A 26,503-nucleotide genomic window follows, 5' to 3' on the forward strand; every position below is an offset into this window, starting at 1 on the left:
CCGAGGTGGACGGCGCCTACCCGCAGCGCTGGATCGGCAAGGTCACGGTCACCACCACGGATGGCCGCGTGCTGCAAGGCCGCGTCGACGAGCCCAAGGGCGACCCCGGCAACACCCTGAGCCGCGAGGAGATCACGGCCAAGGCGCTGCGCCTGGCCGCCTACAGCGGCGCAGCGACCCTGTCCGAAATGCAGGCGTCAGTCGATGCGCTGTGGCATATCGTCCAAGCCCCCAGCGTGGGGTCGCTGCTCGGGCGCCACGCATGAGCGCGCCGGCGGCATCGGCCATCGCGCTGGCACGATCCTTCCTGTTCGTTCCCGCCAACCGGCCCGACCGCTATGCCAAGGCGCTGGCCTCGGGGGCGGGCGCGGTGATCATCGATCTCGAAGATGCCGTGTCGCCGCAAGACAAGGGGCCGGCCCGCGGCCAGCTCGCAACGGCCTTTGCCAGCCTGGCTGCGGCAGGCCGCGCCCGGATGCTGCTGCGCATCAACGCCAGTGGTTCGCCCTGGCACGATGATGATCTGGCCCTGGCGCGACAGCTTGTGCCGCAGGGGCTGGCCGCCGTGATGCTGCCCAAGGCCGAATCGGCCGGCGCGCTGCAGCAGGTGGCCGGCGCCGTGGGCGCCGCATGTGCGTTGCTGCCTCTGGTGGAATCCGCCGCCGGGCTGGCTGCACTTGATGCGCTGGCCGGCACCGCGCAGGTGCTGCGCCTGGTCTTCGGCAATCTGGACTTCCAGGCCGATCTGGGCCTGGCCTGCGATGCCGACGAGGCTGAGCTGGTGCCGGTGCGCCTGGCGCTGGTGCTGGCTACGCGCCGCGCTGGCCTGGCCGCGCCCGTCGATGGCGTCACGCCCGCCACGGGCGACCTCGCGCAACTGCGCGCCGATGTGGCGCGCAGCCGCCGCGGCGGCTTCGGCGCCAAGCTTTGCATTCACCCCAACCAGGTGGCGGTGGTCAACGCCGCGCTGGCGCCCACGTCCGCCGAACTCGACTGGGCCCGGCGCGTACTGGCGGCATACGAGCAAACCGGCGGCGGCGTGTTCAGCCTGGATGGCCGCATGGTCGACCTGCCTGTGGTGCGACTGGCGCAGCGCATCGTGGACGGCGCGTCGGACAGCCCTTGAATCTGCGTTGACTGGTTTCTTGAGAGTAAAAACGGGCTGCAGCCATTTGCAGATCTCGGCATTAAGCTATTGATTCAGTAGCAAACTCAAGGCGCCGGCGTCTTCTCCTTGAAGTCGCAAAACTGTGCCACGCCGCAGCGCAGGCATTGCGGCTTGCGCGCCTGGCACACAAAGCGGCCGAGCAAGATCAGCCAGTGGTGCGCATCCGCCAGGTACGCGGGCGGCACGTGCGTCATTAACTGCATCTCCGCCTCGGAAGGCGTCTTGCCCGGCGCCAGGCCGGTGCGGTTGCCGACGCGAAAGATGTGCGTGTCCACCGCCATCGTGGGCTCGCCAAACGCGACGTTCAGCACCGCGTTGGCTGTCTTGCGGCCAATCGCAATCGGCCGAATCTGGTTCTCGATCCAGTTGTTGTCCACCGGCAGACGCCCGTCATAGATGGAGCGCGTGAGCGCCAGCTGTATTCCAGCATTTCGTCACGGCCGAGCCGCCCGTGAGCGGTGCAGATGACGGACCCGCCGCAAGATATCCCCCTACGTAAAAGTCAGAAAATTGAAGGCGATTGCCGTTGCCAGCAACAAGCGCGTCGCTTCGTTACCTTAGGGACTGACGTTCATTGACGGTGGTTTGGACGATTTCAGGTCGCAGTCTTGGGACGTCTGTTGGTGTGAACAGGCACTCTGAACAGCAACGTGGACACCCTGAACGTTGTCTTTGTCACGGCCATGAAGGTGCCCGCGATGCGTGAGAGACTCAAGGCTCTACGCCTTGATCTACACGGCACAACAGCCACTGACTTCGGACCCTCGATGCAAGCAGAATTAGCCAAATATTCGAGAGCCCGCGAGCTGTCGGGCGCGAAGATTGAGTCAAGGAATATGCAGTTCAGCAGTATGTGCAGTGAGAGTCAATGCCGCATTCATTGTCCGGAATGTTACCGCGCGAGCGACCGCGCAAAGGCCTCCATCTCCGGCAGCATCTCGTCACGCGTTTCACGAAACAAGCGGCTGACAAGCTGGTAAGCGACCGTCATGCGACGGTTTGTCATCCAAGTGAGGCCAACGCGCATCGTGAGATTCGAGACGTTCAGCGGCAGCACAGACAGTACGCCGAGCGACACAAAATGGCGTGCAATCTCGCCAGCTGTAAAGCCGACGGAATCGCTAAACTGCAGCACACCGATGTTAGTCGCGGTGGACACGGACTCCACATGCCGGCGCGCCGTGCTTACCCCATGTTGCGCAAGATAAGAATCGATCGGCCCACGTGTCAAGCTGTGTTCTGGCGGAAGAACCATCGGATAGCCGGCCAGCATATTCCAGTTCAATTTTCGCTCGTACGTCAGCGGGTGCGCGTGGCGTGCAACGGCGACGATACGGTCTTCATACAGAACCTCGGATTCGAACTCCACGCCAAGCGACTCCGACAAAATACCAACCGTCAGATCCAAATCGCCTGCCCGTAAGCTCGGCAGCAGCGAGCCCATGGCACCTTCGCGCACAGTAACGGCGACGTCGGTCGACTCCGCTTCCAAGCGAACGATGAATCGGGGGATCAAGAGTACCGTAGCGGACGGCAGTGCCCCCATCGCGACGCGGGTCACGCGGCCCTCACTGATGTCACGTAACTCGTCGCGCGCGCTTGACAAATTGCCAAGGATTTGACGCGCATGCCGAATGAGGCATTCCCCATGTTCGGTAGGCTCCATACCGCGCGCCGTGCGTTGAAACAGTGACATATTCAGTTCGCGCTCCAGCGCGCTCAGCGTCTTGGAAACCGCCGGTTGGCTGACGTTGAGATATGCGGCGACACGGCCAACGTTGCGCAACTCATCAAGGGTTACTACTAATTGAAGATGACGAAGCTTCAGGTTAGCGCGAATATACCAATCAAGATGCGCCATGGCTTGACCTAATGCAAAGCGGGGATATGACCAATTCTTCCCGATGCATGCATGCTGCTTTATCTATCAGTTGTGACATAACCTAAAGGTAATGGGCGTAGGGGTTAAATGTCAATAGATTTTATGTTCGTGTGCAGCGAAACTCCAGTCTCAAATCAATTTTCTGGCAACGACATGACACATCACATGAAGACGGTTTCTGCGGCTCGTAGCGTTGGAATAGGTTTCTTGCTGGTCGTTGCGGGCGCAATGGCAGCGCAGGCGGCGGAATGGTTTCCATTGCAAGTTCAATCCGTCGCGTCCGACGGAATAACACGTTTAGTGGATTACGTTCCGCTCACAAGGGCATCCAAGAAATGGTCTATTTGTGTTTCCTTTCCGCACATGAAGGACCCCTTCTTTGTGGCGGCAGACTACGGAATCATTGAGCAGGCAAAACAGCTTGGTGTCAGGGTTCAGGTTTTGGATGCCGGTGGCTATACAGGGTTGGCCAAGCAGGTGTCGCAAATTGAAGATTGCGTGGCGGGTGGCGCTCAGGCCGTTGTGGTGACGGCCATTGCTTACGATGGTTTAAACGATCTTCTGGCAGAGCTAAAGAAGAAAAACATTCCGGTTATTGACGCTATCAATGGTGTTTCGTCCAAGGATGTGGCTGCACACGTGCTGACGATTCCGCGGGCCGAGGCATATCGAGCTGGCGAATATTTGGCGAAGAAGTATCCCAGTGGCACTAAACCCGTCAAGGTGGCATGGCTGCCGGGCCCCGCAGGTGCTGGCTTCGTTCAGGCTTTTGACGCGGGATTTCATGACGCGATCAAGGGTAGTGCAGTGGATGTGGTCGAGACCAAAAACGGGGATGTGGGTAAAGAAGTCCAAGCGCGTCTTGTGGAGGACTTGCTTCAAACCCATAAGGACCTCGATTACCTCGTGGGCACTGCTGTGATGACGGAGGCGGCTGTGCCGATCCTGCAGGCGCGAAATCTGCAAGACAAGGTGAAGCTGGTGTCGGTTTATATGACGCCAGGCACCCTACAGAACCTCAGGAGTAAGCGAATAGAAGCGGCTGGTGCAACACCTGTAGTGCTCTTGGGTCGTGTCATGCTGGACTCCGCCGTGCGTGCATTGGAGAACAAGATCGAGTATCGCGATGTGGGTCTGCTCGGCAAAACGTACACGACGAGCACCATCGGCACGCTCGACGCCAACACGGTTTTGGCGCCGGCTAACTTTAGGCCCGTTTTTTCGCTCAACAAGTGAGTGACCTGACCCACGAGCCCACTTGAAATTCGATTTCCAAAGTAGCGTGTTGGCAATGCTGTCCGAAGCAAGTTTTGAACCGGTAACTGCGCCGGCGTCCAGCGCCGCCGTTTTGCGCGTGCGTGGGTTGAGTAAACGCTATGGGCAGAATTGGGCGCTGTCTCCAGTTGATCTAGATTTTCTGGCTGGCAACGTACATGTGCTGTTTGGCGAGAACGGCGCCGGAAAGTCGACTTTGATATCCATGCTGGCGGGCGCAAATGCCCCGAGCGGCGGAGAGTTTGAAATCGATGGTCATCGTGGTGCTTTTGAGTCGGTCGCCGCAGCGCGCAAACACGGCGTTCGCGCGGTCTTCCAAGAGTTTTCGCTGGTGCCATTTTTGACGGTGGCGGAGAACATTCTTCTGGGCGAAGAGCCTGTCCGCGGCATGGGCATACTTGACAAGAACAAGGCTTTTGACGAGGCGGCCAGGCTGGTGTCGGAACTAGGTTTCCATCTTGACATCCATGCGCGCGTATCGACACTGCCCCGCGGCAAGCAGCAGATGGTTGAAATCTGCAAAGCCTTGCGCGACATGCCGCGGGTGCTCATATTGGATGAGCCGACCGCATCGTTGTCGGAACATGACGCTCAAGCCTTGTTCGGGCTTGTGCGCCAATTGAAGGCGCACGGAACGGCCGTTATCTATATCACGCACCGGATGTACGAGATTCCAGTGCTTGGTGATCAAGTATCGGTGCTGCGCGATGGCAAGCTGGTTGCCACCGTACCTGCTCAAACGCCCGAACGCCGGCTTATCGAACTCATGACGGGGCGCAAACTGGAAAATATCTATCCCAAGCTTTACGACAAGATCGGCGATGTGCGGCTCGAACTGGAATGTGTAACGTTTGCTCGTCAAGAAGACTCGGAAACACCTAGGTCGGTGAATCTAAAAGTCCGTGCAGGCGAAATTGTGGGGGTAGCAGGTCTCGTTGGATGTGGCAAAAGTGAAATGGCGCAGGCTTGCTTTGGGCTGCACCGTTTGACGTCCGGCAGCATACGGATCGATGGCAAGTCGGTTCATCTCAGGCATCCGGCAGACGCCATTCAGAATGGCTTGTGGTACAGCCCGGCAGACCGCAAGGTCGACGGTTTGGCGCTGGACCTGACAGCCGGATTCAATATGTCGCTGTCTGGTTTGCGCTGGGGCGCAGCACGCGGATGGTGGCTTGCCCTGCGCCGCGAGGGGCGACTGCTACGAAACAGTGCGCAACGTGTGGGTTTTCCGATCAGTCGCCTGAGCGAATCAGTAGCCGAGTTTTCAGGGGGTAACCAGCAGAAAGTGTTGCTCGCCAAGGCGTTATCGCAGCCGATCGGCGTGTACGTGCTCGACGAGCCCACCGTGGGCGTGGACGTCGGAGCGCGGGAATCAATCTACAAATGCTTGGTGGAATTGAGCGCAGCGGGCGCGGCCGTCCTGCTGGTGTCTTCCGACCTCCCAGAGCTCTTAGGTATGACCCATCGCATGGTCGTGATGAACAACGGGCAGATTGCCAGCGAATTCCAGCGTGACGAGTACGACGAGCATCGCATTCTCGAGCAATTCTTTTGATGGACAGTATTATCATGAGTACGAGCTCTTCACCTATCGTCGGCGTAGCCGCCGAAGCGTCATTTGCCCTGGGTCCTTGGCTTCAGAAAAGGCGTCAGGCGATAGCGTTGCCACTTATGTTTGCGCTGGTCATCGTCGTCTTTTCAATTTGGGCGCCGGGATTTCTGAGCTCGGACAACATGACCAATGTCGCGCGTCAATCAGTCTTTCTGCTGATCGTCGCGCTTGGCCAGATGATCGTGTTAATTTGCGGCCAGATGGATCTGTCCGTCGGCTCGGTGGTGTCGTTGACTTCAGTGGTCAGTGCCACGCTCATGGCATCCGTGTACGCTGCCTTACCTGAATCCCAAGGCCTGGCAATCGCTGCGGGGCTGGGCGGGGGGCTGATAGTAGCCACGATCGTTGGCGTTCTCAACGGGCTGGGCACCGCCTGGTTGGGTATTCCCTCTTTTATGATGACCTTGGGCATGTCTTTGGTGCTCGCCGGTGTTACTTTGCTGATCAGCGGTGGCGCGCCGCTGTATGGTCTCCCCCCCAAGCTCGGCGACATCTTTGGCGTCGGCCAGTGGGCTGGGGTTCCGGTACCGGTGCTGGTTGCGTTGCTCCTGGTCGTGGCAACCTATGTTCTTCTGGAGTGGACGCGCTTTGGTCGCCACCTATATGCTGCCGGCGGCAACACGCGCGCCGCGCAATTATCGGGCGTGCGGACTGGCCGCGTGATCCTGGCGAGCTTTGTGCTGGCCAGTTTGATGGCAGTCCTGTCGGGCCTGTTAATGACCGCACGTTTGGGTACTGGCGAGTCAACCATTGGTAGCAGTCTGCCGCTGGAATCAATCGCAGCGTGTGTGATTGCAGGCGTTAGCCTGTTCGGTGGGCGGGGCCGAACCGCCGCAGTAGTGGTGGGAACCTTGCTCATCATGCTGGTGGAAAACGGGCTGAACCTGATGCAGGTTGGTGCGTATGCGCAATCGATCACCATTGGTTCCATCTTGATTTTCGCGATGGCGGTCGCGCGTCATTGATATCCGGCGCAATGGTTCTCGCTTGGCAGCAGCAATACCGAGTAGCGAAATTTTAATAGTTGTCCAACTTGTTAGGAGATAAGTGATGAATACACCAACGACGCAAACGGCCTTGATTCCGTTTACTGGGAAGGAGTACCTTGAAAGTTTGAACGACGGCCGTGAGGTCTGGATCTACGGGAAGAAGGTCAAGAACATCACCGAACATCCCGCGTTCCGGAACTCGGCCCGCATGATCGCGCGCATGTATGACGCGATGCACGATCCCGCCCGGCGCGAGATCCTTACGGCTCCAACCGAATGGGGCGGCTTCACACACCGTTTCTTCCAGGCGCCGCACACGGTGGAACAACAGGTCGCATCGCGTGACGCTATCGCTGAGCTCCAGCGTGTCGGCTATGGATGGATGGGCCGATCGCCCGATTACAAGGGGTCTTTCCTCGGCACCCTCGGCGCCAATTCCGGCTACTACAAGGGCTATGAAGAAAACGCCCTTCGCTGGTACCGCAAGGCGCAGGAGCGTACCTGGTACATCAACCACGCGATCATGAACGCCCCGGTCGACCGCAACAAGCCGACCGCAGACACGTCCGACGTCTACGTGCGTGTCGTCAAGGAAACAGACGCAGGCATTTACGTCAGCGGGGCCAAGGTTGTAGCCACAGGCTCGGCACTCACGCACTACACCTTCGTGGCGCACGCCGGCCAACTGCCGATCAAGGATCCCGCGTACTCGCCGATCTTCATGGTGCCCACGGGCGCACCAGGCGTGAAGATGATCTCGCGCATCTCGAACGAGTATCGCGCCGCCGTGCTCGGCAGCCCCTTCGACTATCCGCTGTCGTCGCGCCTCGACGAAAACGATGCCATCCTGGTGCTGGACAACGTGTTCATCCCCTGGGAAGACGTGTTCGTCCACAACAACGTGGATCTGGCGAACCGCTTTGCGCCCGACTCCGGCTTCAACAACCGTGCGGCGATGCACGGTTGCACGCGCCTGGCCGTCAAGCTCGATTTCATCTGCGGTGTCCTGTCCAAGGCGCTGGACCTGACGGGCACCAGCGCATTCCATGGCGTGCAGTCGAAGCTGGGTGAAGTCATCGCATGGCGCAACACGATGTGGGGTCTGTCGGACGCGATGGCTAAGAGCAGCGTGCCCTGGCACAACATGGTCCAACCTGACGCGCGTTTTGCGAGCGCCTATCGCGTGGTTTCGCAGATCGCCTATCCGTCGATCAAGAACATCATTGAAACCATCGTCGCCAGCGGCCTGATCTACCTCAACTCGCATGCGGATGACTTCAAGGTGCCCGAGTTGCGTGCCTATCTGGACAAGTATGTCCGTGGCAGCGGCGGCGTGGACGCCGAGGCGCGCGTCAAAACGATGAAGCTGCTGTGGGACGCCATCGGCACCGAGTTCGGCGCACGCCACGAGCTTTACGAGATCAACTACCTTGGCTCCAACGACGTCACTCGTCTGGCCAACTTGTACGACGCGCAGAACAGCGGCGACCTGGCAAACATGAAAGCCTTCGCTGATCGTTGCATGAGCGACTACGACATCAACGGCTGGACAGTGCCCGACCTGATCAACAACGACGACGTCTCGGTGCTGCGCACGCGCTGAAGCCCAACATCCCCTGCCCGAAGAGCTGACCACAATGCCCAACGCCATTGAAATCTCCTACGTCGTCTACGAGGCGACCGACCTCGACCGCATGGAAGCATTCCTGCGCGACTTCGGGCTCGTCACCGCGGAAAAGACCGCCGACACGTTGTACATGCGCGGTGCCGGCACCGTGCCTTACCTCCACGCCACCCGTCGCTCCAGCCGCAATGGCTTCGTCGGCGCGGCGCTCGACATGGCGAGCCGCGCCGAACTCGATGCCGTCGCCAGACTGCCGGGTTCGTCGGCGGTCGAGCCGAATCCTGGCCCCGGCGGCGGCTGGCGCGTGCGCATGAGCACACCCAACGGCGTGCCGATCGACGCGGTCTGGGGTCGCCAGCCAGCCCAGTCGATTGTGATGCGTGAGCCGAACCCGTACAACTGGGGCACCGTGAAAAACCGCCTGAACTACTCGCTGCGGCCCAAGCGCGTGCCCGGGCTGGTGATGCGGCTGGGACACTTCGGACTGCGGGTGACCGATCATGACCTGACGCGCGCGTGGTTCCGCGACCGCTTCGGCCTTGTCGACTCCGACTACCTGTGCGTGCCGGGCAACGAGGAGCGCGTGATCGGCACCTTCCTGCGCTTCGACTGCGGCGCCACCGCGGTCGACCATCACTCGATGCTGATCACGCAGTCGGTCAACCCGAACGATACAGGCGTGCACCACTGCAGCTTCGAAATGCAGGACATCGACGAACTGTTCGGCGCCCACGATCACCTGCTGGCGCAGGGCCACAAGCTTGAGTGCGGCGTCGGCCGCCACTTGGTCGGCAGCCAGATCTTCGACTATTGGCGCGACCCCTTCGACAACCGCATAGAGCACTACACCGACGGCGACGTTGCCAACAACCAGTACCAGCCGGTGCGCTATGCCGTCGCCGCCGACGACACCACGCAGTGGGGCATGGACCCGCCGCGCGAATTTTTCGACTAATCACTCTCAACCACCACTAGGAGGCCGTCATGGCACTGAAGCAGCAACACCCCGTTTCCCCCAACGTCGCCGAGTACCCGCCGGGTCACTGGTCCAACGTCACCCGCGTCGGTGACCTGATCTGGCTGTCGGGCTTCACCGCCCGCGCCAACGACCTAAAAACCATCCGAGGCGTCGGTAGCGCCTATGAACAGACCAAGGTGATCTTTCAGAAAGTCAAGGACTGTTTGGAGGCGGCCGACGCGCGCATGTCGGACATCGTGACCATGACCATTTACGTCACTAACATGGCCGATAACAAGGAGATCTGGCGCGCACGCCACGAATTCTTCAGCGGTGACTTCCCCTGCTCGACGCTGGTCCAGGTCGCTAGTCTCGCCAATCCCGAGATCAAGCTCGAGATCACCTGCCAAGCGGTGGCCGGCAGCGGCGCGGTCTGACCACCACACCAGGAGCCGGACCGTGCCCCCGATCGATCATGCAGGCCTCGTCGGTGTACAGCCGGCCGGTGTCGACCCGTTGCCGACATTCACCGCACGCGATTTTCGTGACGCGATGGGCGAGTTCACCACCGGTGTGGTGGTTATCTCCACCGAGTTCGAGGGTCAGGCGCACGCGATGACGGCCAACGCGTTCATGTCCGGCTCGCTTGAACCGCCGCTGGTGCTGGTGTCGGTGGCGCACACGGCGCGCATGCACGCGCGCATCCGTCAAGCGCAGGGTTTTGCGATCAGCATCCTGTGCCACACCCAGCTCAACTGCAGCAATCACTTCGCCGGAAAACCGCAGACCGACAACCCGCCGATATTCGAGCGGCTGCACGATCTGCCGGTGGTAGCGGGCGCGTCGCTGCAGCTCGCCACCGCGCTGGTGCACGACTACGACTGCGGCGACCATACGCTGTTCGTTGGCCACGTGCAGGCGCTGCGTGCCCACCCCGACAAGCCCAGGCCGCTGCTGTTCCACGGCGGCAAGTACAACCAGTTGGCTGCAGCCGACCGGAGCGCCGAAAACGTCCCGACCGGCTTCTGGCACGATGGTCATGAGGGCTGGTGAGACCGCAATGAAGCCCGTCGTCAACGCCGCCGTCGAGGCACCGCCAAGCCAGCGCACCGGCACGCATGTCGCCACGCTGGCGCACGGCATCGGCGCGCCGCTGGCGCGGCTCGAGGATCCGCGGCTGCTCACCGGCCGCGGCCGCTTTGCCGACGACGTCAACCGCCCCGGCCAAGCCTGGGGCTACGTGCTGCGCTCGCCGGTGGCGCACGCGAACATCAAGCGCATCGACGTGAGCGCGGCGTTGGAGGTGCCCGGCCTGTATGCAGTGCTAACCGGCGACGACTACCGCGCCGACGGCCTAGGCAACATCCCGTGCGTCAGCATCCCGCCCACGATCACCGGTAAGACCTACCACGCGACGCCGTTTCCGCCGCTGGAAGCCGAGCGCGTACTCGCGGTCGGCACCGGCGTCGCCTTCATCGTTGCCGATACGCTGGCCACGGCGATCGATGCCGCCGAGCGCATTGTCGTCGAATACGAGTCGCTACCGGCGGCGCCGACCGTCGAAGCCGCGATCGCCCACAACGCGCCACTGGTCTGGCCTGGTGCCGAAGGCAACCGCTGCTTCGTGCACGAACTCGGCGACCCCGCGGCGACCGAGCGCGCCTTCGCGCTGGCCGATCGTGTGGTGCGTGCCCGCGTGCGCAGCCAGCGCGTGGCCGGCAACCCGCTCGAGCCGCGCACCTACATCGGCGACTACCACGAAGGTGAGCAGCGCTGGACACTTGTCACATCCACCTCCAACCCGCACCGCATCCGCCTGCTGCTGGCCGAGCACATCTTCCGCGTGCCGGCGCACCGCCTGCATGTCGTTGCGGGCGACGTCGGCGGCGGTTTCGGCACCAAGGGCGGCCTGTACCCCGAGGAGATACTGGTGCTGTGGGCCGCGCAACGCGTCGGGCGCCCGGTCAAATGGGTTTGCGACCGCAGCGAGGCCTTCCTCTCCGACTTCAACGGCCGCGACCAAGTGGCCGATGCCGAGCTTGCGCTGACAAAGGACGGTACCGTGCTCGGCATGCGCGTCGAACTGAATCACAACCTGGGCTGCCAGCTCGGGCCGTCGACGGCGCACCCGCCGCTGGTCGGCGCGCGCATGCTTTCGGGTGTCTACGCCTTTCCGGCGATGCACGTCACGATCAACGGCATCTTCACGCATTCGCGCACCTTCACCACCTATCGCGGCGCCGGCCGGCCCGAGGCCGCGCTCGTCGTCGAACGCATGATGGAACTGGCTGCGGCCGAACTGGGCATCGACCCGGTCGATATCCGCCGCCGCAACTTTATTGCGCCGCAACAGATGCCCTATCGCACCGCGATTGGCGAGCGCTACGACTGCGGTGAATTCGAAGCGGTCATGGACGACGCGCTGAAACTCGCCGACTGGGATGGCTTCGAATCGCGCAAGGCCGTCAGCGCCGCGCGCGGCCTGCTGCGCGGGCGCGGCCTGTCGTGCTACATCGAGGTCTGCGCCACCATCAGCGAGCGCATGGAGTTGCGTTTCGACGCCACTGGAGGCCTTGCCATCCTGGCCGGCACCTTCAGTTACGGCCAGGGCCACCACACTGCCTACGCGCAGATGGTGCACCAGTGGCTGGGCGTGCCGCTCGCGAAGGTCCGCTTCGTGCAGGGCGACACCGACATCATCGCCACCGGCCGCGGCACCTTCGGATCGCGCAGCATGACGGTCGGCGGCTCCGCACTGAAGATGGCCTGCGACCAGGTCATCGAGCGCGGACGGCGCGTCGCGGCGATCCTGCTCGACACGGTGCCCGACGCGCTGGACTTCGACCGTGGCATCTACCGCACGAAGGATTCATCGGTGCGCGAGGTCACGCTCGACCGCGTCGCCAAGGCCACCTTCGCCTGGGGGGCGCCGAAGCCGCTGCCGCCCGAGCTGTGGTCCGGCCTCGAAGGTCGCGGCTACTTCAGTGCCGAGCCGCAGAACTACCCGAACGGCTGCTACATCGCCGAGGTAGAGGTCGAGCCCGAAACCGGCCAGGTCACGCTCGCCGCCGTGACCGGCATCGACGACGTCGGCACGGTGATCAATCCGCTAATCCTCGAGGGCCAGATGCACGGCGGCATCGCGCAGGCCGCGGGGCAGGCGCTGAAGGAGCGCATCGTGTACGGCGACGACGGCCAGTTGCTAACGGGCTCGTTCACCGACTATGCAATGCCGCAGGCGCAGGACTTCCCGCGCTTCAAGCTCGGATTCCATCCGGTGCCGACCAAGACGAACCCGCTGGGCGTGAAGGGCGGCGCCGAAGCCGGTACCATCGGTCTGCCGCCCGCCATCATCGGCGCGATCGTCGATGCGCTGCGTCCGCTCGGCGTCGTCGACATGAGCTTGCCCGCCACGGCGCAAACGGTGTGGAACGCGATCCGCGACGCGCGCGAGCGCCACGCCGGCAAGCCGCCGGGCACACGGTTCCATACGCATCCGCACCCGGACGGACAACAAAGCGACGGCGATGCGCTTCCGAAACCAACCGACAACGAAGACGCCTGATGAACCTCTATATGGTCTACCGGCTGGACCGCAGCGACGGCCAGGCCGAAACAATCCGCGCCTTGACGCGCCCGGCGCACCGCGCCTACATGGACCACTTCGCCGCGAGTGTCCGCCTCGGCGGCCCGGTGCTGGACGCCGCGGGCCAGGCCTGCGGCGGCCTGATGGTGATCGAGGCTGAAAACGAGGATGCGGTGCGCCGGATGGTCGCCGAGGATCCGTTCGAGGTCGCCGGCTTGTCATCGCGCATCGACATCTACCCCTTCCGCTGGCAAACCAAGCGGCCCGACGACTTGCCGCCGCTGTAAAGCGTGGCGCCGAAAAGAGAGATTCGACAATGGAACTCACCGGACACCAACTGCTACCGATCCCGCGCGACCGCGTGTGGTCTGCGCTGCTAGACCCCGAGACCCTGCGTGCCGCCATCCCCGGCTGCGAGTTCGTCACTGACGAAGGCAACGGCCTATACACTGTCGGCGTGCTAGCCGCGGTGGGGCCGGTGAAGGCGCGTTTCAAGGGCCGTATGCAGCAGCAGGACGTGCAACCGCCCAACCGCTACACGCTCAGCTTCGAGGGCGATGGCGGCATTGCCGGCTTCGCCAAGGGCAGCGCCGAGGTCGAGTTGCTGGAAGAGGGCGAGGGGCGCGATAACACCCGCCTGAACTACCGCGCGCAGGCGCAGATCGGCGGCCGGCTGGCGCAGATCGGGTCGCGGCTGGTCGATGCCGCCGCGGCCAAGATGTCGGCGCAGTTCTTCGATCGCCTGACGCAGGTGATTACAGCGCCTGCCGGAGCGCCCGAGGCCGCTGGGGCCGAGGCGCAAGTCGTCGCGCGCCCGGCCGCCGTCGGCGTGCCGGTCGCGGTGCAGGCCGCGCCAGGCATGGTCACGATCCAGATGCCCGCCTGGGCCTGGGCCTTCACGCTGGCCGCGCTGGCCGCGCTGATCGGCTGGCTGGCCGTCAACTGAGGCGCGACTTCATGCCTACGCTGAACATCACCCTCGCCGTCAACGGCCAGGTGCAGTCGCACGAGGTCGAGGCACGAACGCTGCTCGTGCACTACCTGCGCGACCACTGCGGTCTGACCGGTAGCCACGTCGGCTGCGACACCACGCAATGCGGCTGCTGCACCGTCCATCTCGACGGACGCGCCATCAAGTCGTGCACGGTGCTGGCAGCGCAGGCGCAGGGCGCCGAGATCACGACGATCGAAGGCATCGGCAGCGTCGAGCGGCTGCATCCGCTGCAAGACGCTTTCCGTCGCCACCACGCGCTGCAGTGCGGCTTTTGCACGCCGGGCATGGTGATGCAGGGCATCGACATCGTGCGACGAGGCCGTGGCGGCGACGAGGCCGCGGTGCGCCACGATCTGGAAGGCAACCTGTGCCGCTGCACCGGCTACCAGAACATCGTCGACGCGATCATGGACTACGCCGGCAGCGCTGCTGGCGACGCTGCGGTAGCGGTGGAGGGGCGGCGATGAGCAACGCGATGATTGACTTCGGCTACGTCCGGCCGCGCTCGGTGGCCGAGGCGGCGAAGCTGCTGGCCGACGAGCCGGAAGCCAAGGTGTTGGCCGGTGGCCAGTCGCTGATCCCGATCCTCAAGCAGCGGCTGGCGCGGCCGAGCTTGCTGGTCGACGTGCAAGCGCTGGACGCGATGCGCGGCATCGAGATCGACGACAGCCATGTGCGCCTGGGCGCCTTTACCCGCCACGCCGAGGTCGCGGCGAATGCGCGCATCGCCGAGGCGCTGCCGGCGCTCGCGCACATGGCGCGTGGCATCGCGCACCCGCAGGTGCGTCACATGGGCACGATCGGCGGCTCGCTCGCGCACAACGACCCGGGCGCCGACTATCCCGCAGCCGTGCTCGGGCTGGGGGCGACAATCGTTACCGACCGCCGTCGCATTGCGGCCGACGAGTTCTTCACCGGTCTGTTCGACACGGCGTTGGCGGCGGGCGAATTGCTGCTGCAGATCGAGTTCCCGCGCCACCGCCGCAGCGGCTACTGCAAGATACCGCACCCGGCGTCGGGCCTGGTCAACACCGGCGTGTGGATCACCCGGCTGGGCGACGGCGTGCGTGTTGCCGTCAACGGCGCGTCGCCCTGCGTGTTCCGCCATGGCGAGCTCGAGCAGCGGCTGGCGGCGCACTTCGACCCCGCGAGCCTGGACGACTTCCAGCAGCCGGCGCAGGGCCTGAATGCCGACATGCACACCAGCGCCGAGTACCGCGCCCAGCTGGTGGAGGTGGCCGCGCGGCGTGCGCTGTCGATGGCCCTGTCGCACTGAGCCGGACGCGTTTTTTTCTCTTCCCCCACATCGAGTCCGATACCATGAAACTCCTTTCCTTCGTCTCCCCCACGCGTGCGAGCTTCGGTGTCGTCGACGGCGACCGCGTGATCGACATGGGCGTGCGCCTGGGCACAACCTGCCCCGACCTGAAGAGCGCGCTGCAGGGCGGCGCCCTCGAGCGCATCGAGCGCCTGGCCGCCGGCGCGCCGGCAGACTACCGTCTCGACGAAATCCGCTTCCTGCCGCTGATGCCCAACCCCGGCAAGATCGTCTGCGTCGGCCTGAACTACGTCGCGCACCGCGCCGAAGGCGGCCACAAGACCGAGTCGCCGGCGCCGGTGATCTTCCTGCGCGTGCCCGAGTCGCAGGTCGGCCACGGCCAGTCCATGCTATGCCCGCGCGAATCGCACCAGTTCGACTTCGAGGCCGAGCTCGCGGTGGTCATCGGCAAGGCCGGCCGGCGCATTTCCGAGGCCGACGCGATGTCGCACATCGCCGGCATCAGCTGCTACAACGACGGCTCGGTGCGCGACTGGCAGCTGCAGACCCCGCAGTGGTCACCGGGCAAGAACTTCCCCGCCACCGGCGCTTTCGGTCCATGGTTGGTGACGCCCGATGAGGTCGATCCGGCGCGCTCGCTGCGCCTGTCGTGCCGCCTGAATGGGCAGACGATGCAGGACACGACGACCGATCTGATGATGTTCCCAATCCCCAAGCTCATCAGCTTCATATCGACCTGGACCACGCTGGAGGTCGGCGACGTGATCGTCACCGGCACGCCGGGCGGCGTCGGCCTGCGGCGCAACCCGCAGGTCTGGATGAAGCACAGTGACGTGGTCGAGATCGAGCTAGAGGGTGTGGGCGTGCTTCGCAATCCGATCGTCAAGGAAGGACCGGCGGCATGAGCCAGCAGACCAGCCAGCAAGCCTTCGTCCCGCTCAGCGACGAGACCCGCGCGCGCCTGGCGCGCTGCGGCGCCGCGACGCTCGCCAACGCGCTGTTGACGCGGGGCTTGCGCAACGCCTTCCTGCTCGGCCTACACGCGGTGGCACCCGACCAGCCGGCGCTGATCGGCCCGGCGTGGACGCTGCGCTTCATTCCTGCGCGCGAGGACAAGGACAGCATGGCGCTGTACGCACGCAATGACAGCCTGCACCGGCGCGCGATCGAGGAATGCCCGCCCGGCGCGGTGCTGGTGATGAGCACCGGCGGCGACCTCTCGGCCTCGTGCATGGGCGACATGATGGCGCTGCGGCTGAAGGTGCGCGGCGCCGCCGGCGTTGTCACTGACGGCGGCTACCGCGACACTCCGGGCATCATCGCCACCGGGCTTCCCTGCTTCCAGCGCGCGCCTTCGGGCCCGGCAACGCCGATCGCGCTGCACCCCGTGGAGTTCAACGCGCCTATCGGCTGCGCCGGCATCGCGATCTACCCGAACGACGTGATCGTCGGCGACGGCGAAGGCGTGGTCGCGATTCCGCGCCACCTGGTCGACGAGATCGCCGCCGAGTGCGGAGGCATTGCCGACTACGAGGCGTTCGTCTCGATGCATATCCGGCGCGGGCGTTCGATCTTCGGACTGTTCCCGGCCACGCCGGAGAGCACCCAGGAGTACCAACGTTGGGTCGCGGACGGCCGGCCCGCCCTTAACTGAAACGCAAGGAGAGAAACAATGACGAAAGAACAACACCCCCACGTCTTACTGGCGCACACACTCGAGGTGCTGCTGCACCGCGAGCAGTTCGACGACAGCAAGTGGGTCAATTTCCCCGAGTACGGCCTGCGTCAGTACTTCCTCTGGAAGAACCCCGACACCGGCGCCTCGATCGCGTTGCTGGAGTTCGACCAGGGCGGCCGCATCCCGGTCAAGCACACGCACGCGTCGAACCAGTTCATGTACTGCATCTCCGGCGACTACGAGTACACCGACGTCGGCCTGCGGCTGAAGCCGGGCTCGTACTACATGAATCCCAAGGATCACCCGCACGGCCCGACCATCGCTCACGAGAAGAGCGTGCTGATCGAGATCTACGACGGCCCGCACTACTACGAGAAGCCGATGTTTCACACTGACGAGACGATCGGCGACTTCCTGGCGAAGAAGACCTGAGCCGCGCATGCAACGCCTGGATGCCACCGGTCCCGCGCTGCCGCACGGCTCCGTCGTGTCGATCGGCATGTTCGACGGTGTGCACCGCGGCCATCGCGGCGTGCTAGAGCGGCTGGGCGAGCAGGGTAGGCGCTTCGGCCTGCCGACGGTGGTGCTGACCTTCGACCCGCATCCGCGCGCGGTCCTGAACTCGTCCGCCGCGCCGCGAATGTTGTCGCCGCTGGCCGACCGGCTCGAACTCCTCGCTGCTACCGGCGACGTCGACCACTGTCTGGTGCTGCCATTCGACCGCCGGCGCAGCGAGGAGCCGGTCGAGTCCTTCGTGCAGGACACGCTGCTCGGTCGGCTGCGGATGCGGGCGTTGGTGGTGGGCGAAAACTTCGCCTGCGGGCGCGGCCGCAGTGGCGACGTGCGACGCATGCGCGCGCTGGGCGAGCGGCAGGGGTTCGAGGTGCACGCGATCGCGCTGCACAGCGTCCCGGTGATCGATCAACTCGGCCCGTGCTCGTCGACCGCGACGCGTAGGCTGATCCACAGCGGGGATGTGCGCGCCGCGTCGCTGCTGCTCGACCGGCCGCATGAACTGACCTGCGCCGTGGAGGCTGTCTCGGCGATGCCGATCATGGCACTGGACGCACGCGTACCGGACGACATGTGCGCGCCACCGGCCGATCATTACGCAGGTGCCGTACGCAATCGGCGTAGTGGCGCTGGCTGGACGCCAGCGGTACTGCACATGCGCGAGGATGCTCGTACGCACCGGCGTTTGGTGCGCATCGAAAATGCGCTGGCGGCCGAATGTGGCGATCTGATCTCGCTGCGCTTCTTCGACAAGGCCGCTCCTTCAGAGCGGTTCGCTTAGCCTGCATATTTTCAGTGCACCTTGTCACGGCAAGCTGTAATATGCAGGGTAGCCGTTGCGTCCGTTGACTTGAACGCCCTTGCCAATCGAATCCGGGAACCGTCATTGACACCTTGGGTAGCGGCGGCAAGATGTTTTCGACATCCATGGCGCCCTGTTCATCGAAATAACGAGGCGAATCCTCTGAGGTTCCTGCGTGGCCCCCACCATTCAATGGAGATCAGTTCGACGTTGTCGAGGCCTGCCTGGCATGGTGCCAACGCAATGCGCGCCGTTCGATCCGCGCGACAACGCCATTGATGATGAGCGCCGTCACTGCGATGACAATCAACGCAGCCATTCCTGCGGCAACACGGAATGTCTCCTGCGAACGCATGATGAAATTACCGATCCCATCGGTCGAGAGCAGCATCTCGGCACTGACGCTTATCAAGAGCGCCAGTGCTACGGCAATTCGGATACCCACCATGACCTGCGGCAACGCTGCCGGCAGATCGATCTCAAACATGGTCTCGCGGCGTGACATGCGCAGGCTGCGTGCAACGTTCGACAACATCGGATGTGCGCCACGCACGGCGTCGATCGCGCTCAGAATGATCGGAAATGAAACGCTATAAAAAATCACCATGACCTTTGCGCCGCTGCCCACGCCAGCAAACAACATGGCAACCGGCACTATGGCTAGGGGGGGCAGGGGTCGGAGCATGTCGATAACGGGCTCGATAAAATCGCCCAAGGCGCGAAACCGGCCGATGAAAACGCCCAAAGGCAACATCGTTACCAAGGCAAGTAGCAACCCCGCTGCGGCTCTCCAGAGGGTGACCCCCATTTCTCTGAGCAATGTGGGACTCACTTCCCCAAGTTTCGATAGTACGGTCAGAGCGCCAGGAAAATTTGGAGAAGCGACCTGGCGGGCTGCCACCTCCCAGATCAGGAGCAGGCCAAGCAAAAAAAGGGTTCCCGGCCAAGCGGAGTCACGCAGTTGCGACAGTCTGTTCATCGCGCGTCTCCCAAATGATTGAGTGCATCTTGCCAGCCCGCCAAGGGCCGGCGTGCCCACAGCACGAGTTGATTGAACAGAATGCCGTTCAACGCCGCCATCAGCATCACGGCGAACATCGCGTTGGTGCGAAGCGAAAATGCAGTATCAAAAAGCAGGAAGCCCAAGCCGTCTTTGCCGGCGAGCATCTCCGAGGCGACGGAGGCGATCAGCGCCCCGCCGGCCGCTACCCGTATGCCCGTAAAAATCTCTGGCCACGCCGCCGGCAGACGCACCAAGAATAGCGTTTCCAGTCGACTGTAGCCCAAGGTTCGTGCCGCGTTGATCTGCACTGGTTCGGTGTTGATCAATGCGTTCAGCGCGGGCAGATAGACCATAGTAATTCCAGCGAACACCACGATGCCGATGAACAGCTTGGGCGTCAGGCCGAGTGCAAAGATGCCCAGGGGTACCAACGCAGCAGGCGGCACGGACCGCATGATTTCGACCAGCGGCGCCCACATGCGCGCGAGCAGCGGATAGCGCGCCGCGAGGATTGCTAGGCTAACGGCCAGGCCGATCGCCAACAGGAGCCCGACCAGTGCGCGCATCAGTGTCTGGCCTTCAGCCTGCAGCAGTTCACCGCTTAACAGCATCTCGCGCGCCGCAAGGGCAACCTGAGTTACGGTTGGAAAGTACTGATTTGGTACCAAGCCGCTATGGGCAACGCCTTCCCAGGCCAGCAGGAACAGGCCGACCCCTACGCTTTTTTTCATCCACGAGTTCACGTCCCACTCCTTCGCGTCAATGAGCCACTCGCATCGACCGAATCAGCGTGATCACTTCATGCCGTAGGTCTAAATATGTCCGATCTTCCCGGGTCCTCAGCTGGTCGCGCGGTTTTGACAGCGCAACGGGGATGTCCGCCACGACCGTCGTGGGGCGCTTCGAAAGGACAACAATGCGATCGGCCATGTAAACTGCTTCATCGACGTCGTGAGTCACCAGCACGCAGGTTTGGTCGTATTTTCTTGCCAAATCCAGCAGCAGATCCTGCATTTCAGCGCGCGTCTGTGCATCAACTGCCGCAAGAGGCTCATCGAGCAATAGCAGGCGCGAGCGCGCCGCAAGTCCGCGTGCGATAGCCACCCGCTGCTGCATACCGCCTGACACCTGCCATGGATAGCTCGCTTCGAATCCTTTCAGTCCTACGTTCGCTATCAGCTCGGCTGCCCAAGCATGTTTGCCGGCGGTATCCATGTCGGTGATGCGCTTCATCCCGAAGAGCACGTTGTCAAAGTTGGTCTTCCACGGTAGCAGGGACCGGCTGTAGTCCTGAAAAACGACGGAAACGCCTTCCGGCGGCGCTGTGACCGGCTTACCGTCAAATACCAGTTGACCGCCATCGACGGTATATAAGCCGGCAAGGCACATCAGGAGTGTCGTCTTGCCGCAACCGGACGGGCCTACGACGGAGACGAACTCCCCGCGTCGCGCTTCGAACGAGACCGAGCCAATGATCTGGGTAGATTGCTTTGCGTTGCCAAGTGCCTTGGAAATTCCTCGCACTGAAAGTAGTTGCGTGCTCATTTGATTACTTCATGTTTTCTAGGCACCAGCGCGTTGCCGGTTGACGATTCACCTTGATTCGGTGTCGATGTTCTTTTGCAGGATCGGTTTGGCTACTTCGAGTCTGCGAACATTTCTTGTGCCTTCATGGGGTTTTTTAGGATACCGACACTAAGCGCAGCATCCATCACCGCCTGAACGCCGGCAGGGTCGATCGTCGCGGTGTATGGGGGCAAAGTCAGCGCCGCTACCACATCGGCAGGCAACCTCAGGCGCTGCACGAGAATCGTCTTCGCTTCTGCAGGATTGGCCTTGATGAAGTCGTTGGCCCTATCAATTGACCGCTTCAGACGCGCCAACGTGTCAGCGTTGCCGTTAATCCACTGTTCGGTGGCGTAGAACACGCCAACGGGAACGGCCTTGGTCAAGTCCTTGTCTTTCACATACCCGCGGGCAATGACTTTTCCGAGTTTTGCTTGCAGGATGGCCGTCCGGAATGGCTCGACCGTAGCTACTGCGTCGGCATTTCCGATCTGAAGTGCGGCCTGCATTTGCGGGAACGGCACTGCCAGAATCTTGACAGACTCAATCGGAATGCCAGCCTCTGCGAGTTTCAACCGAACTTGCTGGTCGTTTACGCCACCGGCGTTATTCACCGCGATCACCTTGCCTTTCAGGTCAGCCGGCGAGTTGATGCCCAACTTGTTGCTGGCAATGATCGCAGTGTCGCTGGAAAGGGGGGCCTGCTCGTAGTAACCGCCCATCACGAACCGAAAGGGGATACTTTGAGAGCGTGCCAGGATGATGGGCAAGGCGCCACCATAACCCACGTCGGCGCTGTTGCTGGCGACTGCCGTCGCGGCGCCAGGACCGGTATTGATTGGTATTTCTTCTAAATCGAGATTTTCTGCTTTGAAGAAGCCCTTGACAGCAGCTACATAGATGGACAGGCAGCCAATACCCGGTACCAGCGCGATTCGCAGCTTTCTCACCTCTTGCGCTTGGGCAGGAGAGATTAGGGCGGCGCCAATGAGCGAGGCGGTAAGCCATGTGGCGAAGTGTCTTCTGGTATTCATCTGGATTCTCCTGAGAATGGGGACATTGATGGAATATAGCTGTCCGTAACTTGCTATCAGTTGCCGTAGTGGCGCATTAATCGGATCCGTTAGTCTTTAGAGTGCATGAGCCCAAATCTGCTCAGCCCGCTGGCGCTCATTTGCTAGCGCAGTTTCTTCAGCCGAACTCACCATGGAATCGACTCTCCGTCGTAGTTGCGGAAGCTACCGGTGTCGCTCGAATTTAAACTAGCAATCACCTTGCGCATCCCGGCAACGCTGTCGGCCACATCAATATCGGCAGCGACGCCGCCCATGTCGGTCCGCACCCAACCGGGATGAAGGCTAACGCATGTGGCGCGATGTCCGAGTGCAAGCGAGACGTCTTTTAGTATTGAATTCAAGGCCGCCTTCGATGCTCGGTAGACCCACATACCTGTTTGTGTTCGGCCACCAATTGAGCCCAGCCGGGAAGACAGCACGGCGACTTTTGCGCCAGGCGCCAAGGCGGTGACGACGGACGGTATGACGCGCATCGGACCCAGCACGTTGGCGTGCATGATGCTGTCGAATGCCGCTTCAGTCGGTGCTTCGAGCGCCTCCAAGTGCGAGGCGGCCCCAGCGCAGATGATCACAACGTCGAACCAGGAAGGTTTGAGCTCCGACGCCAGTCCTGAAACGCAGGCTTCGTCGACGACATCCAGGCGCAACGCGCTCGCACCAAGCTGCCGCAGACGGTTGAGGCCCGCGTCGTCGCGTGCGGTTGCGGTGACTGCACAATGATCCGCCCGGTACTGGCGCACGAATTCAAGACCGATACCACGCGACGCTCCAATGATGAGGACATTCATCGCCATACTTTGAGTTCTTTCCGGGTAGCCACAACAGACCCTTTGGAGCGATGACCGGTTGATGGATTTATCTGCTTCACCAGACGCCGATCTGCATATCGAGCGCTTTCCACCCCTCGGTGGTGCGCTCCACCGTCGCGTTGTCCAGCGTAATGCGGCGTTTGCGAGTCATCAGCCAATCGGCGAGCCGGTCCTTCAGCTCACCGCGCACGGTTGCAAAAATGGGGTCGGCACCCAGATCATGGAGCTCCTGCGGGTCTTCCTGCATGTCAAACAGCTGGGGACGCAAGCCTTGGTAGTGCACGTATTTCCAGCGTGCGTTGCGGACCATCCAGGCGTAACACTCATCGGGCCCTCGATTTAGCGCGCGTCGCGCGTCGCGGAACGCATAGTCCAGTTCGCTGAATACACAGTCGCGCCAATTTTCGACGTGAGCTCCATGCAGGAGCGGTACCAGCGAGCGCCCTTCCAGTAGATGATCCGGCTGCGGGAGACCCAGGGCATCAAGGATGGTGGGCAGCACATCGATAGCTTCGACAAAACGGCTCTCGGCCGTGCCGCGGGTGCTGTCTGCTGCGGCGCGAGGGTCGACCACAATCAATGGGGTACGCACCGCCTGTTCATAGAAGAGTTCTTTCTCGCCCAATCCGTGGTCGCCAAGCTGATCACCGTGATCGGAGCAGAAGATGATCAGGGTATCGTCAAGGCGGCCGAGTTGTTCCAGTTCAGCAATCAGCCGGCCGAGATGGTCATCCACTTCTTTGATCAATCCCATGTAGGTAGGTCGCACGTGCCGGACAACGCTTTCCTGTGCGTAACTCAGGCAATCCTCGTGCGCCGTACGGTAGGCCGCCAGCACCGGGTGCGGTGGACGCGTCTCGGCGCTGACCGCGATGATCGGGCCCGTATCCGCGTCGCGGTACAAATCGTTGTACGGCGCTGGAGCGAGCAATGGCCAGTGCGGCTTGACGTAGGACAGGTGCAGCACCCAGGGTTGATCGCCCTTGGCGCGAACGAAGTCCAGTGCACGATCGGTCATATACGCCGTTTCGGAATGATTGCGGTCGACACGCGCCGCAAGATGGGCGTTGCGCAGCAACCAGCCAGTGGCGAACTTGCCTTCTTCGTCCAGCGCGCCAATGGCGAAATCGGACCAAGGGTCGTCACTTTCATATCCCTTGCTGCGAAGGTAGTCGGCGTACCCGCTTTCGGCACCTGGCGGCGCGTGACCATCGTAGCGATCCATTTCGACGAACCCGCCTTCCAGATATCGGCGGCCGCGGGTCGACTCGGGGTCCATGCCGAAGCGCTGCAAGCCCAGCCGATCTGGAATGACGTGGGTCTTGCCGGCCAGGACCGCGTCCAACCCGGCGGCTTCGAGAAAGTCGCCGAGGGTGCGCTGCACCACCGAGAGTGGCACGTAGTTCCACGTCGATCCATGGCTGCTCACATAGCGGCCGGTGTAGTAGGACATTCGCGACGGTACGCAGACGGCGGATTGCACATACGCGGCGTCGAAGCGGACCCCACGCTTGGCCAGGTTGTCGATGTGTGGCGTTGCGAGCGTCGGATGTCCGTAGCAGGACAGGTAGTCCCAGCGCAGTTGGTCGCACATGATAAACAACACATTGCGGATGGTTTTCCGGTCGGAAGAGATCATCGGTCGCGCCTTACCTTGCCAAGAGTCATGGTGCAGAATATCTCAGCTAATCTCGTGGCGGGCCAATGAAATTTGGCATCTCTGCCATAACCTAACCGTAATACTCCTGTCGGGAGTAAATGATTTGTCCGGTCCGTAGCAAGTAATCTGTCCGGTTTGTGGAGGAGCGATGCAACACGTCCTCATGAGCCCCCGCTACATGCAGGAGAACCGGAAGATGAGATTCAACGAGGCCTTGGATGGCTGGACACAGGGGCAACTGACGCCGGCCGAGGCGGCCTTGTTACTGGGGCAGTGCGAACGCAGCTTTCACCGCCATATCGAACGTTGCCAAGCCGATGGGTTGGACGGGTTGCTGGACAAGCGGCTCAGCCAGATCTCCGGGCGTCGAGCCAGTAGGGCCGAGGTTGATCACGTCGTGGCGCTGTACAAGAGCGGCTTTGCGGGCTGGAACGTGGCGCACTTTCACACCAAGTACAAGGCCGAGTGTGCCGTCGCGCGCAGCTACAGCTGGCTCAAGACCGTGCTGCAGAGCGCCAGTGCGGTCAGGGCGTCCAAGCGCCGGGGTAAACACCGGTAACAAAACAGCTGAGTCAATGCGTGTTGGCGCTGTAATTGACGCCGTGCTCATAGGGCCGCCTCAAACAGGTGGTAATAAACGGCCAGCGTTGGCAGTGTCACGACCACCTGCGGAACATCTCCTTTGGGCGGTGCCAGCAACTGAGTCAAGGCGTTGAGGTCTGGCAATTGGTCCAGCTCAATTAACTGCTCCAGTTCCTGGGCCAATTGGGCTTCATGCCCGTCAGCGGCCAGGACCAGCAGGCTCACCATGGTTTTGCAGGCTTCGCGTTCCGGCCTTTGGGCGGCCAGTCGCTCCCATGTCTGGCGATACACCGCACGAGGGAAGGCGGCATCGCGCAGCACCCAGCGGGCAAATGCACCAGGCTTGCGTTTCAAAGCACCCACCAAATGCCGGTAGTCGATTGCGCGTCCAACGCGCTGCCCCTGAGCAGGCGTTGCCCTTGGTAACTTGAGGACGCATTGGCCGCCCAGCCAGCACTCCACATGCTGGGCATACTGGCGCACCATCAGCCGGTGACCAATGAGCGGGCTCGGCACGCTGTACAGAACCCCCTTGAGGGTGAAGACGGCGTATTTGCTGACCTTGGCAGGAATCTCTTCAAACTCGGCGGTGCGGCGCACCGGCAAGGGTTTGAGCATGGCGCGCTCGGTGACCAGGAACTTGGCCGCACGCGTATTCATGCGTTGAACGATGGTGTAGACAAAGGCGCTGTTGCAGCAAGCATAAACGACAATCTGGGCCATGCTTGATTTCGGCCAAAGTCTGATTAACAACAGCCTGCGCAAGGTCCTCAAACGGCTGCACTATCCGTTTGAGGTGATGCTCACCTGTGTGCGCTGGTATGTTGCTTACCCTCTGAGCCTTCGCCACATCGAGGAGGTGATGCAGAAGCGCGGTGTTTTCGTGGATTACGTCACGGTTCATCGCTGGGCGATTAAGGTGCTGCCGGTTCTTGCTGCCGTGTTCCGTCTACGCAAGCGCCCCGCGGGTCGAAGCTGGCACATGGATGAAACCTGCATCAAAGTTTCAGGCCAGTGGAAGTATCTCTATCGCGCCGTCGACCGCGCGGGTGATACGGTGGATTTTCTACTCACTGCCAAGCGGGATCTGGCTGCAGCCCGGCGGTTCTTGGAGCGCGCCATCAGCTTGCACGATGTGCCAGAGAAGATCTCCATTGGCAAGAGCAACGCCAACACGGCCGCCATTGAAAGCGTCAAGGCCGACGCGGGCGTCGATATCCTGATGCGTCAAAACAAGTACCTCAACAACATCGTCGAGCAGGACCACCGGGCCATCAAGCGGATCATCCGACCAACGCTGGGCTTCAAATCATTCTGGAGCGCCAGGATCATCATCGTGGGAATCGAAACCATGCACATGATCCGCAAGGGGCAGTTGGGCTGCCCCGAGGGCCAAACCATGTCCGCGGCACAGCAGTTCTACAGCCTGGCGGCTTGATCAACAGGC

At 62.2% G+C, this 26,503-nt stretch carries 26 protein-coding genes and 3 pseudogenes; 20 read left to right on the plus strand and 9 right to left on the minus strand.

Features of this window, described 5'->3' with window-relative positions:
- A pseudogene (locus B0E49_RS16410) lies at positions 1-266 on the plus strand (MmgE/PrpD family protein); the annotation flags it as partial.
- Complete coding sequence (locus B0E49_RS16415) at positions 263-1,126, plus strand: HpcH/HpaI aldolase/citrate lyase family protein (RefSeq protein ID WP_077563409.1); 864 nt, start codon at positions 263-265, stop codon at positions 1,124-1,126. The pseudogene B0E49_RS16410 and the gene B0E49_RS16415, both read left to right, overlap by 4 nt.
- Positions 1,127-1,491: 365 nt before the next feature.
- Here B0E49_RS16415 and B0E49_RS20635 read toward each other — a convergent pair.
- Together B0E49_RS20635 and B0E49_RS16425 are read right to left on the minus strand one after the other, a co-directional pair.
- A pseudogene (locus B0E49_RS20635) lies at positions 1,492-1,581 on the minus strand (IS66 family transposase); the annotation flags it as partial.
- A 479-nt stretch (positions 1,582-2,060) separates the two neighbouring features.
- Positions 2,061-3,029 carry a LysR substrate-binding domain-containing protein gene (locus tag B0E49_RS16425; protein WP_077563413.1) on the minus strand — a complete coding sequence of 323 codons (969 nt, stop codon included), beginning with the start codon at positions 3,027-3,029 and terminating at the stop codon, positions 2,061-2,063.
- A 186-nt stretch (positions 3,030-3,215) separates the two neighbouring features.
- On the opposite strand from B0E49_RS16425, the gene torT reads away from it, so the two are divergent.
- The 16 genes from torT to B0E49_RS16505 all read left to right on the plus strand — a co-directional run bounded on the left by torT (position 3,216) and on the right by B0E49_RS16505 (position 18,339).
- Entirely contained in the window at positions 3,216-4,286 is a 1,071-nt protein-coding gene (torT, locus tag B0E49_RS16430; RefSeq protein WP_144264604.1) for a TMAO reductase system periplasmic protein TorT, read from the plus strand.
- A gap of 22 nt (positions 4,287-4,308) precedes the next feature.
- Complete coding sequence (locus B0E49_RS16435; RefSeq protein ID WP_144264605.1) at positions 4,309-5,880, plus strand: sugar ABC transporter ATP-binding protein; 1,572 nt, start codon at positions 4,309-4,311, stop codon at positions 5,878-5,880.
- Positions 5,880-6,902 carry an ABC transporter permease gene (locus B0E49_RS16440; protein ID WP_077563417.1) on the plus strand — a complete coding sequence of 341 codons (1,023 nt, stop codon included), beginning with the start codon at positions 5,880-5,882 and terminating at the stop codon, positions 6,900-6,902. Before B0E49_RS16435 ends, B0E49_RS16440 begins: the two co-directional genes overlap by 1 nt.
- 85 nt (positions 6,903-6,987) lie before the next feature.
- Positions 6,988-8,529 (plus strand): 4-hydroxyphenylacetate 3-hydroxylase N-terminal domain-containing protein, encoded by a 1,542-nt coding sequence (locus B0E49_RS16445; protein WP_077563419.1) that lies wholly within the window; start codon positions 6,988-6,990, stop codon positions 8,527-8,529.
- A 34-nt stretch (positions 8,530-8,563) separates the two neighbouring features.
- Positions 8,564-9,505 (plus strand): VOC family protein, encoded by a 942-nt coding sequence (locus B0E49_RS16450; RefSeq protein ID WP_077563420.1) that lies wholly within the window; start codon positions 8,564-8,566, stop codon positions 9,503-9,505.
- Between the two features lie 29 nt (positions 9,506-9,534).
- Positions 9,535-9,945: a RidA family protein gene (locus B0E49_RS16455; RefSeq protein ID WP_077563422.1), complete on the plus strand. Its 411-nt coding sequence runs from the start codon at positions 9,535-9,537 to the stop codon at positions 9,943-9,945.
- A gap of 22 nt (positions 9,946-9,967) precedes the next feature.
- Positions 9,968-10,561: a flavin reductase family protein gene (locus B0E49_RS16460; RefSeq protein WP_286138075.1), complete on the plus strand. Its 594-nt coding sequence runs from the start codon at positions 9,968-9,970 to the stop codon at positions 10,559-10,561.
- Positions 10,562-10,568: 7 nt separating this feature from the next.
- On the plus strand, positions 10,569-13,073 hold the full coding sequence (locus B0E49_RS16465) for a xanthine dehydrogenase family protein molybdopterin-binding subunit (RefSeq protein WP_168175080.1): 2,505 nt from the start codon (positions 10,569-10,571) through the stop codon (positions 13,071-13,073).
- The gene (locus tag B0E49_RS16470; RefSeq protein WP_077563426.1) at positions 13,073-13,381 is read left to right on the plus strand and encodes a YciI family protein; all 309 of its coding nucleotides are present in this window, start codon (positions 13,073-13,075) and stop codon (positions 13,379-13,381) included. The genes B0E49_RS16465 and B0E49_RS16470 overlap by 1 nt, the downstream gene beginning before the upstream one ends.
- 29 nt (positions 13,382-13,410) lie before the next feature.
- Entirely contained in the window at positions 13,411-14,040 is a 630-nt protein-coding gene (locus tag B0E49_RS16475; RefSeq protein WP_077563427.1) for an SRPBCC family protein, read from the plus strand.
- A gap of 11 nt (positions 14,041-14,051) precedes the next feature.
- Positions 14,052-14,555, plus strand: a complete 504-nt coding sequence (locus B0E49_RS16480) for a (2Fe-2S)-binding protein (protein ID WP_077563429.1) — start codon at positions 14,052-14,054, stop codon at positions 14,553-14,555.
- The gene (locus B0E49_RS16485) at positions 14,552-15,364 is read left to right on the plus strand and encodes an FAD binding domain-containing protein (RefSeq protein WP_286138076.1); all 813 of its coding nucleotides are present in this window, start codon (positions 14,552-14,554) and stop codon (positions 15,362-15,364) included. Before B0E49_RS16480 ends, B0E49_RS16485 begins: the two co-directional genes overlap by 4 nt.
- A gap of 44 nt (positions 15,365-15,408) precedes the next feature.
- Positions 15,409-16,272 (plus strand): fumarylacetoacetate hydrolase family protein, encoded by an 864-nt coding sequence (locus tag B0E49_RS16490; RefSeq protein ID WP_077563431.1) that lies wholly within the window; start codon positions 15,409-15,411, stop codon positions 16,270-16,272.
- Positions 16,269-17,021, plus strand: a complete 753-nt coding sequence (locus B0E49_RS16495; protein ID WP_077563433.1) for a ribonuclease activity regulator RraA — start codon at positions 16,269-16,271, stop codon at positions 17,019-17,021. Before B0E49_RS16490 ends, B0E49_RS16495 begins: the two co-directional genes overlap by 4 nt.
- 18 nt (positions 17,022-17,039) lie before the next feature.
- Positions 17,040-17,477 (plus strand): cupin domain-containing protein, encoded by a 438-nt coding sequence (locus B0E49_RS16500; protein WP_077563434.1) that lies wholly within the window; start codon positions 17,040-17,042, stop codon positions 17,475-17,477.
- 7 nt (positions 17,478-17,484) lie between these two features.
- Positions 17,485-18,339 (plus strand): FAD synthetase family protein, encoded by an 855-nt coding sequence (locus B0E49_RS16505; protein WP_077563436.1) that lies wholly within the window; start codon positions 17,485-17,487, stop codon positions 18,337-18,339.
- Positions 18,340-18,559: 220 nt separating this feature from the next.
- On the opposite strand, the gene B0E49_RS16510 is transcribed toward B0E49_RS16505, so the two are convergent.
- The 6 genes from B0E49_RS16510 to B0E49_RS16535 form a co-directional block, all read right to left on the minus strand.
- Complete coding sequence (locus tag B0E49_RS16510; RefSeq protein WP_077563438.1) at positions 18,560-19,339, minus strand: ABC transporter permease; 780 nt, start codon at positions 19,337-19,339, stop codon at positions 18,560-18,562.
- Positions 19,336-20,106: an ABC transporter permease gene (locus B0E49_RS16515; RefSeq protein WP_144264606.1), complete on the minus strand. Its 771-nt coding sequence runs from the start codon at positions 20,104-20,106 to the stop codon at positions 19,336-19,338. The genes B0E49_RS16510 and B0E49_RS16515 overlap by 4 nt, the downstream gene beginning before the upstream one ends.
- Before the next feature lie 16 nt (positions 20,107-20,122).
- A complete protein-coding gene (locus tag B0E49_RS16520; RefSeq protein WP_077563441.1) occupies positions 20,123-20,908 on the minus strand; it encodes an ABC transporter ATP-binding protein in 786 nt (261 codons plus the stop codon).
- A 92-nt stretch (positions 20,909-21,000) separates the two neighbouring features.
- The gene (locus tag B0E49_RS16525; protein WP_077563443.1) at positions 21,001-21,963 is read right to left on the minus strand and encodes an ABC transporter substrate-binding protein; all 963 of its coding nucleotides are present in this window, start codon (positions 21,961-21,963) and stop codon (positions 21,001-21,003) included.
- 167 nt (positions 21,964-22,130) lie between these two features.
- Positions 22,131-22,793, minus strand: coding sequence for an SDR family oxidoreductase (locus tag B0E49_RS16530; RefSeq protein WP_286138077.1), 663 nt, complete (start codon positions 22,791-22,793; stop codon positions 22,131-22,133).
- Between the two features lie 76 nt (positions 22,794-22,869).
- On the minus strand, positions 22,870-24,453 hold the full coding sequence (locus B0E49_RS16535) for an alkaline phosphatase family protein (RefSeq protein WP_077563448.1): 1,584 nt from the start codon (positions 24,451-24,453) through the stop codon (positions 22,870-22,872).
- Between the two features lie 169 nt (positions 24,454-24,622).
- Between B0E49_RS16535 and B0E49_RS16540 the strand changes: the two genes are divergently transcribed.
- Positions 24,623-25,033: a helix-turn-helix domain-containing protein gene (locus B0E49_RS16540; protein WP_217349258.1), complete on the plus strand. Its 411-nt coding sequence runs from the start codon at positions 24,623-24,625 to the stop codon at positions 25,031-25,033.
- 47 nt (positions 25,034-25,080) lie between these two features.
- Here B0E49_RS16540 and B0E49_RS16545 read toward each other — a convergent pair.
- Positions 25,081-25,740, minus strand: a pseudogene (locus B0E49_RS16545) (Mu transposase domain-containing protein); the annotation flags it as partial.
- A 37-nt stretch (positions 25,741-25,777) separates the two neighbouring features.
- Between B0E49_RS16545 and B0E49_RS16550 the strand changes: the two are divergent.
- Positions 25,778-26,494, plus strand: a complete 717-nt coding sequence (locus tag B0E49_RS16550) for an IS6 family transposase (RefSeq protein WP_077563451.1) — start codon at positions 25,778-25,780, stop codon at positions 26,492-26,494.
- Positions 26,495-26,503: the final 9 nt, after the last annotated feature.

Origin of the sequence: Polaromonas sp. C04 (genome assembly GCF_002002705.1) — a bacterium.
Lineage (GTDB): Bacteria > Pseudomonadota > Gammaproteobacteria > Burkholderiales > Burkholderiaceae_C > Rhodoferax_A.